The following is a 14533-nucleotide window of genomic DNA, read 5'->3' on the forward strand; positions in this document are numbered from 1 at the left end:
GCCATGACGGTCCAACCCGCTTCCAAGTCATCCCCCTGAAAGCCCGGCCTCAACCGCCGGGCTTTTTCATGGCCAGAAGTTTTAGCGTCCCGAAGCCCGAGCCATGCAGCGCTGATAACGTTCGTCCACGCGCTTGGCAAACCATGCGGTGGTCAGTTTGCGTGTGATTTTCGGACTCTTGAGCACAATGCCCGGCAACAGTGCCCGAGGCAGCGGCTTGCCCTCGGCCTTCTCAGCCAGTTCGAATACACGCTTGTAGAGTTTGCTGTCTTCGAAGGCGAGGCTGTCGCCCATCTCCAACTGATCGCGGATGGTCGGGTTGCGCATCCCCAGGGACTTGCCCAAGGTGCGCACCGCCAATTCCGTGCTGCCCGGCATGATCGAGCCATGCAAGATCAAGTCGCCGTCCAGGGCCAAAGAAATACCCGAAGCGCGACTCACCGCATGTTGAAACGCCGCGTTGCGACTGGCATACCACCCGGCATTGAAATCGGCGAACCGGTACAGCGGCTCTGTGTAGCTCACCGGATAGCCCAACAAATGGGCGATGCCGAAATACATGCCGCCACGACGACTGAACACTTCCCGCCGAATGGAGCCATCCACCGTGTACGGATAATCCCGGGCATTGGCCTGGGCAAATGCGATGCTGACCTGCATCGGGCCACCCGTGTGCACGGGATTGAAGCCGTCGAACAACGTCTTGCCCAACGGCACCATGCTGATGAAGTCATCGAAAATCGCGCTGAGTTCTTTCTCGCTTCGCGCCGCGTCCAGACGGTCGCTGTAGCTTTTACCGTTCGGCGAACGCACCTGGAGCGCGCCGCTGACCAGGAACCCCGGAATGTGCACCTTGGCCGCGCGACGGTCGATCTCCTGCCGGGCGATCTTGCCCAGCCCGGGCACGGCCGGATCGGCCTGGAACGTGGATTCCTGTTCGGTCACCGCCAGCACCGAACAGATGTTCTGCGTCGTGGGCGGGATCTGCTGCGCCGAAAAGGCTACGTAGATATCCGTTGCCCAGCCTGCCCGATCAGCGGTCTTGGCCGGCAACAAACGAACGATCTGCGCCTTGACTTCGGCAGGCTGGCGTTCAGGCTCCTGGGCCTGGCGAGTGCCGCAACCGGCCAGGGCCAGCGAAGCGGCGAGGCTGATCGTCAATCGAGTGAAATGCATGGTGCTCCATCAGATCCATTGTTCGGGAGCAACCATACGACCAAAAGCCGGTAGAAATCCAATAGAGAGCAAGCTTGCTCCTACAAGGCAACGCCGTTCACTCAAGGCCACCTGCAAACCCGTGGCGAGGGAGCTTGCTCCCGCTGGGCCGTGAAGCGGCCCCAAAACCCGCCCAATGCGCAGCAACAGAAACACCGAGTCCGACGGTTTACGACTGCTTCGCAGCCGAGCGGGAGCAAAGTCCCTCGACACAGGTCCATCATCTTTCTAGTACGGTGCTGGGTTAGATTCCGCTCAAGGCCAGGTCCAGGGCGAAGTAGGTGAAGATCAGGTCTGCCCCGGCCCGCTTGATCGCGCCCAGGCTTTCACGTACCACGCGGGCCTCGTCGATGGCACCGGCCTGGGCGGCAAACTTGATCATCGCGTATTCACCGCTGACCTGGTAAGCCGACAAGGGCAAGTTCGACGCCTGGCGAATGTCGCGGATGATATCGAGATAGGCCCCTGCCGGCTTGACCATCAACGCATCGGCGCCCTCCTGCTCGTCCAGCAACGACTCGCGCAAGGCTTCGCGACGGTTCATCGGGTTCATCTGATAGCTCTTGCGGTCGCCCTTCAAGGCACTGCCGCCAGCCTCGCGAAACGGCCCGTAGAGCGCCGAGGCGAACTTGGTGGAGTAGGCCATGATGGCGGTCTGGCTGAAGCCCGCGTTGTCCAAAGCCTTGCGGATAGCCTGGACTTGCCCGTCCATGGCCGCCGACGGCGCAATGACATCGGCACCGGCGCGCGCCGCCGCCACGGCTTGCTTGCCCAGGTTGACCAAGGTGCGGTCGTTATCCACTTCATCGCCATGCAGCACGCCGCAATGGCCATGATCGGTGTATTCACAGAAACAAGTGTCGGACATCACCACCATTTCCGGCACGGCGTCCTTGCAGATCCCGGCCATGCGCGATACCAGGCCACGCTCGCTCCACGTGTCGCTGCCATCGTTGTCCAGGTGATGAGACACGCCAAAGGTCATCACCGACTTGATACCTGCGCGGGCATAGCGCTCGATTTCGCCGGCCAGTTTCGATTCGGGGATACGCCTCACACCTGGCATGCTCTTGATCGGCACAAAATCGTCGATCTCTTCCTCGACGAAGATTGGCAGCACCAGATCGTTCAATGTGAACTCGGTTTCCTGGAACAGGCTGCGCAAGCTCGCGTTGCGGCGCAGACGGCGTGGACGTGCTTCGGGGAACTGGCTGGACATGGGACTCCGGGGTCAGGTTTGAATCACGAGGCAAAGCTTATGCCCTGGCCAGCCAGGGCACAAACGGCGCTCGGAAAACAGAGTGTTACCGACCGGGCAATAATCCCTCAGTCAACGAGCCCTGGTGCCAGTCATTCCGGGATCTTCAACCCGCGAGTCACCGCCGGCCGCGCCAGGAAACGCTCCAACACCCGAGTCACGTTGGGGAAGTTCTGGATGCCCACCAGGTCACCCGCCTCGTAGAATCCCAGCAGATTGCGCACCCACGCAAACGTCGCGATGTCGGCAATGGTGTAGCGCTCGCCCATGATCCAGTCCCGCCCCTGCAAACGGCCATCGAGCACCTTGAGCAGGCGCCTGCTCTCCTCGACATAACGGTCGCGCGGTCGCTTGTCCTCGTAGTCCTTGCCGGCGAACTTGTTGAAGAACCCCAGTTGCCCGAACATCGGCCCGATCCCGCCCATCTGGAACATCAGCCACTGGATCGTCTCGTAGCGCGCCGCCGATTCCTGTGCGAGCAATTGGCCGCTCTTGTCCGCCAGGTAAATCAGGATCGCCCCCGATTCGAACAACGCCAGCGGTTGGTCCCCGGGACCGTGGGGATCGAGAATGGCTGGAATCTTGTTGTTGGGGTTCAGCGACAGAAACTCGGGCGACAATTGGTCATTACTGCCGAAATCGACTTTATGGGGCTCGTACGGCAGGCCAATCTCTTCGAGCATGATCGAGACTTTTACGCCGTTGGGGGTCGGCAGGGAGTAGAGCTGGATCCACTCCGGGTACTGGGCGGGCCATTTTTGGGTGATGGGAAAAGGGGTCAGGTTGGGCATGAAATGAGTTCCAGAGTCAGCCAGAAAGCTGAAGCATAAATCAGCTGATCCAGCTTTGGGCCGTCGCCCATTCTTAAATCCGCAACATCCTGTCGCTAACATTCGCTTCATCTCCTGACGGCATGCCGCTAAAAACAGCGCATCGGCCAGGATCGAACCAAAGGGCGAGAAGGGACTCAGAGAGAGGCCCCGAGAAATCGAAGCGGCTTTACGACAAGGAAAACACCCGGGCCCAGGGCCTCGCGGTGCCGGGGTTTGTCAGCCTGAATCGAGAGCATCGAAGACGTCTATCCCATGATGAACCCACAGAGATTCACCCGTTACCTCAAACGCCGTTCGTGGCTGGTGCTGCCGACGCTGCTTGTGGCCTGTGGACTGGTGCTGTCGCTGGAATCCAGCGTCAGCCGCGCGCAGCCAGCCGACGGTGTCCAGACCCTGGTGTTCTTGCGCCACGCCGAGAAACCCGCCGGGGGCCTCGGCCAGCTCAACTGCCAAGGCCTCAACCGCGCCATCGACCTGGCTACCCTGCTGCCGGAAAAATTCGGCAAAGCTGACTATGTATTCGCCGCCAACCCTACCCGAAACGTCGAAGAGGGTGAGTTGGACAATTCCTATAGTTACATCCGCCCATTGATGACCATCAGCCCCAGTGCCATCAAGCTGGGCTTGCCGGTCAATATCGAATACTCAGCCAACGACACCAGCGACCTGGCAAACGAACTGCTGGACGACAAATACCACAACTCCACCATCTACACCGCCTGGTCCCATGGTTACCTGCCGGAGCTGATCAATAAGGTCGCCGGTGAAGCGGTGGGCAAACGGCAAGAGATTACCGACGATTGGGCGTCGAGCGATTTCGATTCGCTGTATGTACTGACCCTGACGTGGCACAACGGCAAGGCCAGCCTCACCAGCCAGAATTACAAGCAAGGGCTGGATAACGGGCAGGAGACGTGCCCGACGTAAGCGGCAGGCCGCTTCTATTGACTGGACATCCGATGTGGGAGCGAGCCTGCTCGCGAAAGCGGTTTCTCAGTCACTGATGTGGTGCATGAAACGGCCTCTTCGCGAGCAGGCTCGCTCCCACAGGGGCACGGTGTGTTGAGTGCCAGATGGCGTCCTACCCGCCCCGAGCCGCGCGCTCACGCAGGTATTGCAATACCGCCGCCTGCTCCCCGGCGAACTCGATGCGCCCGCCCTTCTTTTCTCGCTGGAATACGTACATCGGGTCGTAATATTCGCGCAGCAAGCCTTCGATCCAGCCGCGATGCAAATCGACGGCTCCCGTACTGGCCTGCTCGGCCAGGGCCGCCTCCATGATGTCCATCAACCGGCGATGACGGTCGCCCCCCAGCCGCCTATGGATGTTGTCGAGGCTCGCCAATAGCCGTTCGGAAAACAGCGAGAAGCCTTCGTCGCCATGCACGTCGATGAATTCGGCGCAGAGGTTGATCACATAATCACTCAGGATGCGCTCGACCCGTCGCTCCAGGCTGTCTTCTAGCCAGACCATCGGCACCTGCTGCATACGCTGGTACAACGGCAGCGGCACGGCGCAGCTGCCCACCATGCGACTTTCGTCTTCCAGCACGAATTGCTCGAGCCCGGCGGCGCGCTTCTTCAGCACATCCACCGCCAGCAGGTTTTCGAAATCGATGTTGGACGGCTGCCCGGTGGCGCGCTTGCCAAAGCTGGAACCGCGATGATTCGCGTAGCCTTCCAGGTCCAGTGCGTTGGGCAGTTGCGTCAGCACTTCGGTCTTGCCCGTGCCGGTCATGCCGCCCAACAAGACCAGGTCGCACTGGGCAGCCGCTTGATCGACGGTTTCGAGCAGAAAGGTACGCATGGCCTTGTAGCCACCGCCGACACGGGGGTAGTCGATGCCGGCTTCTTCCTTGAGCCACTGCTGGACAATCTGCGAGCGCAAGCCACCACGAAAGCAATAAAGCACTCCGTCGGGATGGGAACGGGCGAAGTCGGACCAGGCCTGGATGCGCTGGGCCTTGGTGTCACCGCTAACCAATTGATGCCCGAGGACGATGGCAGCTTGCTGGCCCTGTTGTTTATAGCAAGTGCCAACGCGTTGCCGTTCGATGTCGGTCATCAGGGGCAGGTTGACCACGCCGGGAAACGCGCCCTTGAGGAATTCGACGGGCGCTCGGGTGTCCATCATCGGACGGTCGTTGAGGAAGATATCGCGGTAATCGGTGATGTCGCGGGGCATCAGAACACCTCGACCGCGTGGCTCTGTCGCTCGACCAATTCACCGATCGGCTCCAGCGAAAGGCCCAGCTCGACGGCAACCTGCAGGAATTCGCTTTCGCCTTCGGGCGTGACGGCAACCAGCAAGCCGCCGCTGGTCTGCGGGTCGCACAGCACGCGCTTGTGCAACTCCTGGACCCGACCGACCCTGCTGGCGTAGCTGTCATAGTTGCGCAGTGTGCCGCCCGGCACGCAGCCCAGGTCCAGGTAGTACTCGACGCCCGGCAAGCGCGGCACGGCGTCGTAGCGGATGCGTGCGGTGAGCTGGCTGCCATCGGCCATCTCCACCAAGTGTCCGAGCAAGCCGAAACCGGTGACATCGGTCATTGCGGCCACGCCGTCGAGCTTGCCGAAATGGCTGCCGGGCTTGTTGAGGGTGCACATCCAATCCCGGGCCAGGCCCACGTCGGCGGCGCGCAGCTTGCCTTTCTTTTCCGCGGTCGTGAGGATGCCGATCCCCAGGGGTTTGGTCAGGTACAAGCGGCAACCCGCGACGGCGGTGTCGTTGCGCTTCATGTGGCGCTTGTGCAGGAGCCCCGTCACCGCGAGGCCAAACATTGGCTCCGGCGCATCGATCGAATGGCCGCCCGCCAAGGGAATGCCCGCCTCGTCGCACACCGAGCGGCCACCACGAATGACCTCCCGGGCAATCTCCGGGGCCAGTACGTTGACGGGCCAGCCGAGGATTGCAATCGCCATCAGCGGATCGCCGCCCATGGCGTAGATATCACTGATGGCATTGGTCGCGGCGATGCGTCCGAAATCGAAAGGATCGTCGACGATCGGCATGAAGAAATCGGTGGTCGAGACCACCCCGCGCTCCTCGTCGATGGCATACACCGCTGCATCGTCCCGGGAGGCATTGCCGACCCAAAGCTTGGGGTCAAGGTTCTGCGCACCGCTGCCGGCCAGGATCACTTCCAGCACCTGGGGCGAAATCTTGCAGCCGCAACCGGCACCGTGGCTGTACTGGGTCAGGCGAATCGGCTCGCTCATGGGCATACCTCTCGTAAGTCAAGGTCGGCAATTCTACCAGCAACGTCCGCCGCCCACCGCCCGTCGCGATCAATCGCCGCGTATCCGACGGAATTTTTCCGGCGTCGCGGGACTCACTTGAACAATAGCCGAGCCTTCCAAGGAGATAGCCGATGGACCCAACCCCACCCGCGACGACTCATCTTGATTACGGTCTCGACACGCTGTTCGGCCGCGAGACCAAAAGCGTCGACTGCCAGTTCGACGTCAAGCGTCTGGACGACGGCGAGCCGCCGTGGTTTGCCTTGCATGTACGTCCGCCGCTGCCCGAAGATCTGGCAAAGGCCCAGATCGTGGTGTTCAGCGCCGAAGGCCGACGCATCAGCGGTATCGTCCGGCGTTCCGAGCGCCTGGCCGACGACAGCTTGCAGCTGGACGTCGAACCGGACTGAAGCGCTCAGGCGCGCGGTGTACTGCTGCGGTACATGAACACCAGCGCCAAAGCCAGGCAGGCCATGGCCAGCAAGCGGCTGCTGGACAGTTCGATCGCCGGATTGCCCAGCCAGCCGAAGTTATCGATCAGCATGCCCATGCCCAGTTGCCCGACAATGACCGCCACGGTGGCAACGGCCGTGCCGACTCGTGGCACCGCGCCGACCATCACTATCATGTACACCACGCCAAACAACGCACCGCTGAGCTGCCACTTGGGCACCTCCAGCAGGCTCATGGCGTGGGCCGGCTCGAAAAACACGATCAACAGCCCCGTGACCACCGTGCCCACCACAAAGGTCAGCAGGCTGCTGCGCAGCACGCCAACCGTCTCGCCCAGGCGTCCGTTGATCGCGGCCTGAACGCTCAGTACCGCGCCGGCGGCGACGACCACCAGCAATAACACAATGATGCTCATATCAACCTCGGGCTATCAGGACAAGGGCCACCACAATCAACGCCAACGCCAGCCAACGCTCGCGATTGACCCGCTTGCGACTCGCGCCGAACCAACCGAAATGGTCGATCAGCACGCTTTTGCCCACTTGGCCGGAGAGGATCGCGATCATGGTCATCGCAATACCGATGTGAGGGGTGGCGAGGGTCAGGACCACCACATAGATGGGTCCCAGGAAGCCGCCGATCAATTGCCAGCGCGGCAGCGTGTCCAGTGATGGGCCTCGCTGGGGGCCGCTGAGCAACAGCAGCAGGAACAACAGCGCGGCGCCCACGCCAAAGATGCTCAATGTCGCCCATAGATGGCCGACCTGGATGCCCAACGGTCCCAGCAGACCGGCCTCCACCGACAATCCCATGCCCGCCAGGATGACCAGGGGCAACAATAGCCAGCGCAAAAATGGCCGGGGTGGCGCCGCCGCCGCTATCGGCGCGGCCGCGTCTTGTGATGTCGGTTGCATCGAATATACCTGTCTTGGAAAGAAACGACGGGCATTATCAACTGGCGCTCCTATGCGATAAATGTGAGCATTCCCACAACACTTTTGCGCAGTACGCACAGCGGATTTCCCATGCAAGGTCTCGATGAACTGGGTTTCAAGGCACTCCGACTGTTTGTCGCGGTGCTCGATCACGGCAGCTTTTCGGAAGTGGCGCGGCGTGAGGGGTTGGCGCCCTCTTCGATTTCCCGCCAGATCCGATTGATGGAGCAAGCGCTGAACCAGCAACTGCTCTATCGCCACACGCGCGCCGTTTCGCCCACCGAAGCCGGCCGCCTGCTCGGTCACCACGCACGGTTGCTGCTGGTGCAACTGGAGGAAGCCGAACAAGCCTTGCAGGAGCAGTACAGCGAGCCGGCCGGGCTGATACGGATCAACGCTCCCGTGGTGTTCGGCCAGCGACACCTGACGCCGTGGCTGGGCCAGTTGTGCGAGCGCTACCCCAAGCTGCAGTTGGACATCCAGCAGACCGACAATTATGTGGACCCGCTGCAGCAAGGTGCCGACCTGCTCTTTCGCATCGGGCCGCTGCACGATTCCAGCATGCAGGCGCGGATCGTCGCGCCGCACCGCTTCCAGATTGCCGCAAGCCCCGACTACCTCGCCCGTCATGGCACGCCACGCAAGCCCCAGGACCTGGCTGCCCATGAGTGCCTGGCCTATAAAGGCGTGGCGGGCCAGCAGCGCTGGTTCTTCCGACGTCCCGGTCAAACCTGGACGCCATACAGTGTCAGGGGCCCGATCACCGGCAACCACGCCGACACCCTGACCCAGGCCGCCGTGCAAGGGCTGGGCCTGGTGATGTTCCCGTCGTGGCTCATCGGCGAAGCCGTGCGCAGCGGAACGCTGGTGCCGGTGCTGAGCGACTACGAAGCGTCCAACAGCCTCGAACCCCAGCAAATCGCTATCCTCTGGCCCGGCAGCCGACGCCTGTCGGTGAAGGTGCGTACGGTGATCGACTTTTTCCTTGAATGTTTCGGCGAGGTGCCCTACTGGGATCGTCCTTGACGGTCGGGCGCTGGAGTCAAGGCCAGGCCCATGGGATGATCCAGCTTTAGATCGAGCCTGCGTGGAGCGTTTTAATGTCATTGCTGAGTAAACGAGCCGCCGCCGTGCTGCTGACGGCGATCGCCAGCCTGGCCGCATGGCCTGCCATGGCGGCCCAGCCCAAGACCGTGGCCCAGGCACCGGTCCAGAAGATTTCGATGCTGGGCGGCAAGTTCAGCTTCACCCTGCCCAAGGGCTACACGGCAACGCCGTTATCCGCGGGCGAAGTGGCCCAGGGGACAGCCGGGGCGACCGGTATGATGTACAGCAATGCCACGAGCAAGACAGTGGTGATCACGGCTGAAAACACCTTGGTCGACGGGGCGAATGTGAAGGACAACGACGCGGCCTTCCTGGACAGCACCTTTGCCGATTTTGCCGTCCAGAAAACCAAGGCTCTGCCGGATGCCAAAATTCTTGGCGAACAAAGCCTGATCCAGAAAACCACCGGTCTGGGCCTGCGTCAGCTCGACACCAAGGCCACGCAGGGTGGCGGGCCGACGTTGGACACCACGCTGATCGGCGCCTCCGGCACCCGTATGGCCGTGGTGCAGATCATTTCCAGGGCCAGCGACCAGGCCGGCCATGAGGCCCTGGTCAAGCAGATCGCCAGCGGGAAGTGAGAACACTGGCGCAGCATGCCTGACCCGTGGGAGCGAGCCTGCTCGCGATGACGGCGGTACATTCAGCATCCCCATCAACTGAAACACCGCCATCGCGAGCAGGCTCGCTACCACACTGGATTTGTGGATGACTCAAAACCCAAGCGCAGCACACCCCCCCGTGGGAGCGAGCCTGCTCGCGATGACGGCGGTACATTCAGCATCCTCATCAACTGAAACACCGCCATCGCGAGCAGGCTCGCTCCCACACTGGATTTGTGGATGACTCAAAACCCAAGCGCAGCACAATTCCCTTTGGGGGCTGGTGTGCCTATCAGGGGTTGAGTCGCTCAAGCCAGGCCCGCAGATCCTTCACTTCCTGCGCATTGATCTCATGGCCAAGGCCCGGATAGGCATGGAATTCCGGCTCCAGGGCCAGGGTCTTTAGGAAGGTGTCGGCGTCGGTGCCGTCATGGAAGGGAATGATCGGATCCGCGGTGCCGTGGCCGATGAACACGGCTAGCGCCCTTCGTGCCTCGTCGGGCGTCAGTTCGGCCCGCAGCACCGGCAGGATTCGCCCACCCATCGCAGCGATGCCCCCGACGGCTTCCGGGTGTCGCAAGGCGATTTCGTAGCTCATCATCGCGCCCTGGCTGAAGCCCACCAGGTAGACGTTGCCCGCATCGGTCGGGTACTTGGCCCGCGCCTTTTCGATGAATTCCATAAGCATCTGGCCACTGGCCTTCAAGTCTGAAGTGTCACCGTCATACGCGCCCTCGCCCTTTTTGGCGAACCATTGGTAGTGGCCCGGTTCCATGGACTTGGGCGCGCGCACCGAGAGGTAGTTGTAGTGCCTGGGCAGTTCATCGGCGAGCCTGAGCAGATCCGTTTCGTTGCTGCCCGAACCGTGCAGGAAAATCACGAGCGGCCGGTTTCGGGCCTGCTCGTCGGCGCGGGCCAGGTAATTGAGGGGCAAATCCGTTTGCAGCGACGGTTGGGCCTGCACGCCGGCCGATACCAGCAGCAGAAACAGGGCGAACGCTTTGAGCATCAGTCTTCCTCCATCATTGGATAGCCGCACGACAACGACCGTGCGGTGAGGTAGACAGCACTTATCAGTCGTTGATCAATTTCCCCGCCCGAATAGGCTCGCGCCCGGCGACTTTCGCCTGCCAGATACCTGGCTGGGTGTAGCGCCCACGATCCAGGGCGAACAGTACGCCGCTGGTGCCCGCTGGCACAACGCTGACCCGGTCATTCAACGGATCGACCACCTCGAACAGCGGATCGCCGCGCTCCACCCACTCCCCGGCCTCCCGCAGGAAACTCACCACGCCATGGTGCGGCGCGAACAGGTATTGCGTGCCTTCGAACGGCAAGCCCTCGCAGCATTCTTGCGGCGCGGCCGGCCAGTCACCGGCGATGAGGCCCTGTTCCGCGAGAAATCCCAGGATGGCTTCGCAATTGGCCTGGGCCTGCTCCACCCGGGTGTCGCCCATGCTGCCCAGTTCGAGCGTCGTCGCCAGGTTGGCCGGCGGAATCGCCGCTTGCGGAAAAATCCTAGCCAGGCGCAACCAGGGTGTCGAGCAGGACTCATCGAACGAACTGCCGCCCGAATCTTCACACAGCAACGCCACCCCGGCCTTCAAGCGCGCGGCCAATGAGCGCCACTGCGGCCATTGCTGGGGCAAGGCATACAAGTGGATCGCGGCCTCGAAATCACAGTGCAGATCCAGAGTGACATCGGCGTCGCAGGCGTGGCGAAGCAATAGCCGGTGCAGGGCTTCAAGCTGGGAAGGTGGCGGCGGCAGATCTTCCAGCACCTCGACCATTGTCTGGCGAATCAGGGTGATGTTGGCGGCCGGGTCATCCCCGAGACGGTCACCGATGCGTTGCGCCACCGGGGCGCTGAGTTCGACGAAGGAACGGTTGAAATTCTTGCCGCTGCCCAGCTCGAAACGCCCCATATGGGCGCTTTGCAGATGCTGATCCAGGCCGATGGGATTGGCCACCGGCACGAGCTCGATCACGCCTTTGAGCAAACCACGGGCTTCAAGATCGTTCAGTCGCTGTTTCAGCTCCCATGCCGTGCGCATGCCCGGCAACTCGTCGGCATGCAGGCTCGCCTGGATGTACGCCTTGCGCGGCCCGTGGCCGTAACGAAACACGCTGAGCGAACGCTCCGTGCCCAGGTGACTCCATGGCAGGATATGGTCGATGCGTTGCATAGGCACTCCAGATATCGGTTTCTCGACAGGCTCAGGGTAAAACAATCGCCCATGAAAAAGGTGGCCGGCCGGGTCAGCGGCGGGCCACCTGTGGGCTTCAGCTATTAATGCCCGTAGACGTCAAAGGCGAAGTATTTGTCCTGCACTTTCTTGTAGGTGCCATTGGCGCGGATTTCAGCGATGGCAGCGTTGAATTTCTCGGCAAGCTCTTTGTCACCCTTGCGCACCGCAATGCCGGCGCCGCCGCCGAAGTACTTGGCGTCTTCATAGGTAGGCCCGACGAAGGCAAAACCTTTGCCGGCGTCGGTTTTCAGGAAACCTTCGTCGAGGTTGACCGAGTCAGCCAGCATCGCGTCGAGGCGACCGGCAACCATGTCCAGGTTGGCCTCCTGCTGAGAGGTGTAGCGCACCAGGTTGATCCCCGCCGGCACCAGCACTTCGGTCGCGAAGCGGTCATGGGTACTGGCGCGCAGTACACCGACTTTCTTGCCCTTGAGCTCGGTCAGCGGGTCCTTGACGTCGGTGCCTTGCTTCATCACGAAACGCGCCGGGGTGTGGTAGTACTTGATGGTGAAGTCGACGTTTTTCTTGCGGTCGTCCGTGATCGTCATGGACGACAGGACCGCGTCGATTTTCTTGACCTTCAGCGCCGGGATCAGGCCGTCGAACTCCTGCTCGACCCAGACACACTTGACCTTCATCTGCTCGCACAGCGCGTCGCCGATATCCACATCGAAGCCGGCCAGCTTGCCGTCAGGGGTTTTCATCGAAAAGGGTGGATACCCGGCCTCGATCCCGAGACGGATCGGCTTGGCGTCTTCGGCCACGGCTGAGAAGGATAATACGGACAGTGCCAGGGCACCGAACATGACAAGCTTCTTCATTTTTGCTCCTGAGTGCGCAGGTTTTTTTGATCGTTATTGGCAGATTCGGAAACAGCGTTCGGTCTGGGAAACCGAAGTGGGCGGGAGTCTAGAGGGGCACTCGGGAGGGGAATTACGTAGAGGCGACAAATAGTTATAGAAATACCCAGGCTTGGCTGAGGATCATGAATTTACGAAAAGCCTGACAGAGGCAAACGCTGGTGGCGAGGTTCTACACCGCTCAGGACTGCTACGCAGCCCAGCGGGAGCAAGCTGCCTCGCCACAACGTGAACAAGCCGCCGGAAAATTTCAGCAATCGCAGCTGACGATCTTCTCCGCCACGCGCTCTACGGAACCGGTCAGGCGAAAGCCCTCGTCGAGCCAGCCCATGACGCCGCCAATCATTTCCTTGACCGGATACCCGAGGGTCGCCAGGCGGACCGCAGCCTTGTTGGCGCCGTTGCAGTGTGGCCCGGCGCAATAGACCACGAACAGAGTCGTCTCGGGATAGGCCGCCAGTGCGTGCGCCGTGAGCGTGCGGGTTGGAAGATTGATCGCCCCCGGCACATGCCCGCGCTCGTAGGCCAGCGGACCGCGTACATCCACCAGTACAAAATCGACATCGCCCGTTTCCTGGCTGGCATGGACATCGGAACAGTCGGTTTCGAACATCAGGCGCCGGCTGAAGTGTTGCAAGGCCAGGTCGGATGAGGCGGCAGGCACTTCGCTAACGGGGCTGGTCATGATTTTTACTCCTGGAACAAAAGGGCTCGAAGAGACTTTATCGACCTGGCGCTTACCGCTACAGTGGCGGATACGACACTCTGTGGGAATTTTCCGCCAAATGCATCCTACACCCGGCCTCGTCGCGATCCTTGCCTACGACGGCCTGTGCACGTTCGAGTTCGGCGTCGCCGTCGAGATATTCGGACTGGCACGGCCCGAGTTCGATTTCCCGTGGTATGAGCACCGCATCGTCGCCGTCGACGAAGGCCCGATGCGCGCCATGGGCGGCTTCCAGGTGCTGGCCGATGGCGGCATGGAACTGCTCGACAGCGCTCGTACGATTGTCGTGCCGGGCTGGCGCATTCGCAGCGGTCCGCCCTCCGATGCCCTGCTCCAGGCCCTGCGGCGAGCCCATGAACGCGGCGCCCGTTTGTTGTCGATCTGTTCAGGAGCGTTCGTGCTTGCCGCCACGGGATTGCTCGACGGCCTGGGCGCCACGACTCATTGGCGCTACACCGACGAGCTCGCCGAGCGCTACCCCGCCATCGATGTGGATCCCGACGTGCTTTATGTCGATTCAGGCCAAGTGATCACGTCGGCTGGCAGCGCGGCAGGCATCGATGCGTGCCTGCACCTGGTTGCGCGGGATTTCGGAGCCCAGGTCGCCAACACCGTGGCACGCCGGCTGGTCATGCCGACGCAACGCACCGGCGGCCAGGCGCAATTCATTCCGTCGCCGGTCAGTCGCACACCGCGCAGCGACTTGTCCGGCGTCATGCAATGGGCCCGGGAGCGTCTCCACGAGCCGCTGGGTGTGCGCGAGCTGGCAAGCCACGCCGCCATGAGCGAACGAACCTTCCTGCGCCGCTTCACCCAGGCCTCTGGCCTTTCACCCAAGGCCTGGCTGCAACATGAACGCCTGGCTCGGGCGCGGGAACTGCTGGAGAGCACGAGCGACAACACCGACATCATTGCCCAACTCTGCGGCTACCGCTCGGTGGAAAGTTTCCGCGTGGCATTTCGTAGCGTGGTGGGGGTTGCGCCGTCGGTCTACCGAGAGCGGTTTGGGCGGGGATGAACCCAGCATGAGCTTCGCCCAGGTTTGCTCGCGACG

Annotated in this window: 16 protein-coding genes; 5 read left to right on the plus strand and 11 right to left on the minus strand. The window is 61.8% G+C overall.

Annotation, left to right across the window (positions count from 1 at the left end; genetic code table 11):
• Positions 1 to 81: 81 nt before the first annotated feature.
• The 3 genes from J3P76_RS15625 to J3P76_RS15635 form a co-directional block, all read right to left on the minus strand.
• The gene (locus J3P76_RS15625; RefSeq protein WP_434700945.1) at positions 82 to 1176 is read right to left on the minus strand and encodes a DUF1615 domain-containing protein; all 1095 of its coding nucleotides are present in this window, start codon (positions 1174 to 1176) and stop codon (positions 82 to 84) included.
• Between the two features lie 283 nt (positions 1177 to 1459).
• On the minus strand, positions 1460 to 2434 hold the full coding sequence (gene hemB, locus J3P76_RS15630) for a porphobilinogen synthase (protein ID WP_434563413.1): 975 nt from the start codon (positions 2432 to 2434) through the stop codon (positions 1460 to 1462).
• A 131-nt stretch (positions 2435 to 2565) separates the two neighbouring features.
• The gene (locus J3P76_RS15635; protein ID WP_434700946.1) at positions 2566 to 3264 is read right to left on the minus strand and encodes a glutathione S-transferase family protein; all 699 of its coding nucleotides are present in this window, start codon (positions 3262 to 3264) and stop codon (positions 2566 to 2568) included.
• 294 nt (positions 3265 to 3558) lie between these two features.
• Between J3P76_RS15635 and J3P76_RS15640 the strand changes: the two genes are divergently transcribed.
• Positions 3559 to 4233: a histidine phosphatase family protein gene (locus tag J3P76_RS15640; protein WP_434563409.1), complete on the plus strand. Its 675-nt coding sequence runs from the start codon at positions 3559 to 3561 to the stop codon at positions 4231 to 4233.
• Between the two features lie 154 nt (positions 4234 to 4387).
• Here J3P76_RS15640 and mnmH read toward each other — a convergent pair whose 3' ends face one another.
• Together mnmH and selD are read right to left on the minus strand one after the other, a co-directional pair.
• Positions 4388 to 5491: a tRNA 2-selenouridine(34) synthase MnmH gene (gene mnmH / locus J3P76_RS15645; protein ID WP_434700947.1), complete on the minus strand. Its 1104-nt coding sequence runs from the start codon at positions 5489 to 5491 to the stop codon at positions 4388 to 4390.
• Positions 5491 to 6525, minus strand: a complete 1035-nt coding sequence (gene selD / locus J3P76_RS15650; protein WP_434563405.1) for a selenide, water dikinase SelD — start codon at positions 6523 to 6525, stop codon at positions 5491 to 5493. The genes mnmH and selD overlap by 1 nt, the downstream gene beginning before the upstream one ends.
• 152 nt (positions 6526 to 6677) lie before the next feature.
• Here selD and J3P76_RS15655 point away from each other — a divergent pair, with 152 nt between their 5' ends.
• Complete coding sequence (locus J3P76_RS15655) at positions 6678 to 6956, plus strand: hypothetical protein (RefSeq protein ID WP_420764576.1); 279 nt, start codon at positions 6678 to 6680, stop codon at positions 6954 to 6956.
• Positions 6957 to 6961: 5 nt separating this feature from the next.
• Here J3P76_RS15655 and J3P76_RS15660 read toward each other — a convergent pair whose 3' ends face one another.
• Both J3P76_RS15660 and J3P76_RS15665 read right to left on the minus strand, forming a co-directional pair.
• Positions 6962 to 7414 (minus strand): DMT family transporter, encoded by a 453-nt coding sequence (locus tag J3P76_RS15660; RefSeq protein WP_420764577.1) that lies wholly within the window; start codon positions 7412 to 7414, stop codon positions 6962 to 6964.
• 1 nt (position 7415) lies between these two features.
• Positions 7416 to 7913, minus strand: coding sequence for a DMT family transporter (locus tag J3P76_RS15665; protein WP_420764578.1), 498 nt, complete (start codon positions 7911 to 7913; stop codon positions 7416 to 7418).
• 111 nt (positions 7914 to 8024) lie between these two features.
• Here J3P76_RS15665 and J3P76_RS15670 point away from each other — a divergent pair, with 111 nt between their 5' ends.
• Together J3P76_RS15670 and J3P76_RS15675 are read left to right on the plus strand one after the other, a co-directional pair.
• Complete coding sequence (locus J3P76_RS15670; RefSeq protein ID WP_434700948.1) at positions 8025 to 8960, plus strand: LysR family transcriptional regulator; 936 nt, start codon at positions 8025 to 8027, stop codon at positions 8958 to 8960.
• Between the two features lie 74 nt (positions 8961 to 9034).
• Positions 9035 to 9622: a hypothetical protein gene (locus tag J3P76_RS15675; RefSeq protein WP_434700949.1), complete on the plus strand. Its 588-nt coding sequence runs from the start codon at positions 9035 to 9037 to the stop codon at positions 9620 to 9622.
• Between the two features lie 313 nt (positions 9623 to 9935).
• Here J3P76_RS15675 and J3P76_RS15680 read toward each other — a convergent pair whose 3' ends face one another.
• From J3P76_RS15680 to J3P76_RS15695, 4 genes are all read right to left on the minus strand, one after another.
• Positions 9936 to 10652: an alpha/beta hydrolase gene (locus tag J3P76_RS15680; protein ID WP_434610722.1), complete on the minus strand. Its 717-nt coding sequence runs from the start codon at positions 10650 to 10652 to the stop codon at positions 9936 to 9938.
• Between the two features lie 64 nt (positions 10653 to 10716).
• Positions 10717 to 11829 (minus strand): succinylglutamate desuccinylase/aspartoacylase family protein, encoded by a 1113-nt coding sequence (locus J3P76_RS15685; RefSeq protein ID WP_420764582.1) that lies wholly within the window; start codon positions 11827 to 11829, stop codon positions 10717 to 10719.
• 104 nt (positions 11830 to 11933) lie between these two features.
• The gene (locus J3P76_RS15690) at positions 11934 to 12713 is read right to left on the minus strand and encodes an ABC transporter substrate-binding protein (RefSeq protein WP_420764583.1); all 780 of its coding nucleotides are present in this window, start codon (positions 12711 to 12713) and stop codon (positions 11934 to 11936) included.
• 289 nt (positions 12714 to 13002) lie between these two features.
• Positions 13003 to 13437, minus strand: a complete 435-nt coding sequence (locus tag J3P76_RS15695) for a rhodanese-like domain-containing protein (protein ID WP_420764584.1) — start codon at positions 13435 to 13437, stop codon at positions 13003 to 13005.
• A gap of 100 nt (positions 13438 to 13537) precedes the next feature.
• On the opposite strand from J3P76_RS15695, the gene ftrA reads away from it, so the two are divergent.
• Complete coding sequence (ftrA, locus tag J3P76_RS15700) at positions 13538 to 14497, plus strand: transcriptional regulator FtrA (protein WP_434563395.1); 960 nt, start codon at positions 13538 to 13540, stop codon at positions 14495 to 14497.
• Positions 14498 to 14533: the final 36 nt, after the last annotated feature.

This window comes from Pseudomonas sp. D1-36, from assembly GCF_051132205.1.
GTDB lineage: Bacteria > Pseudomonadota > Gammaproteobacteria > Pseudomonadales > Pseudomonadaceae > Aquipseudomonas.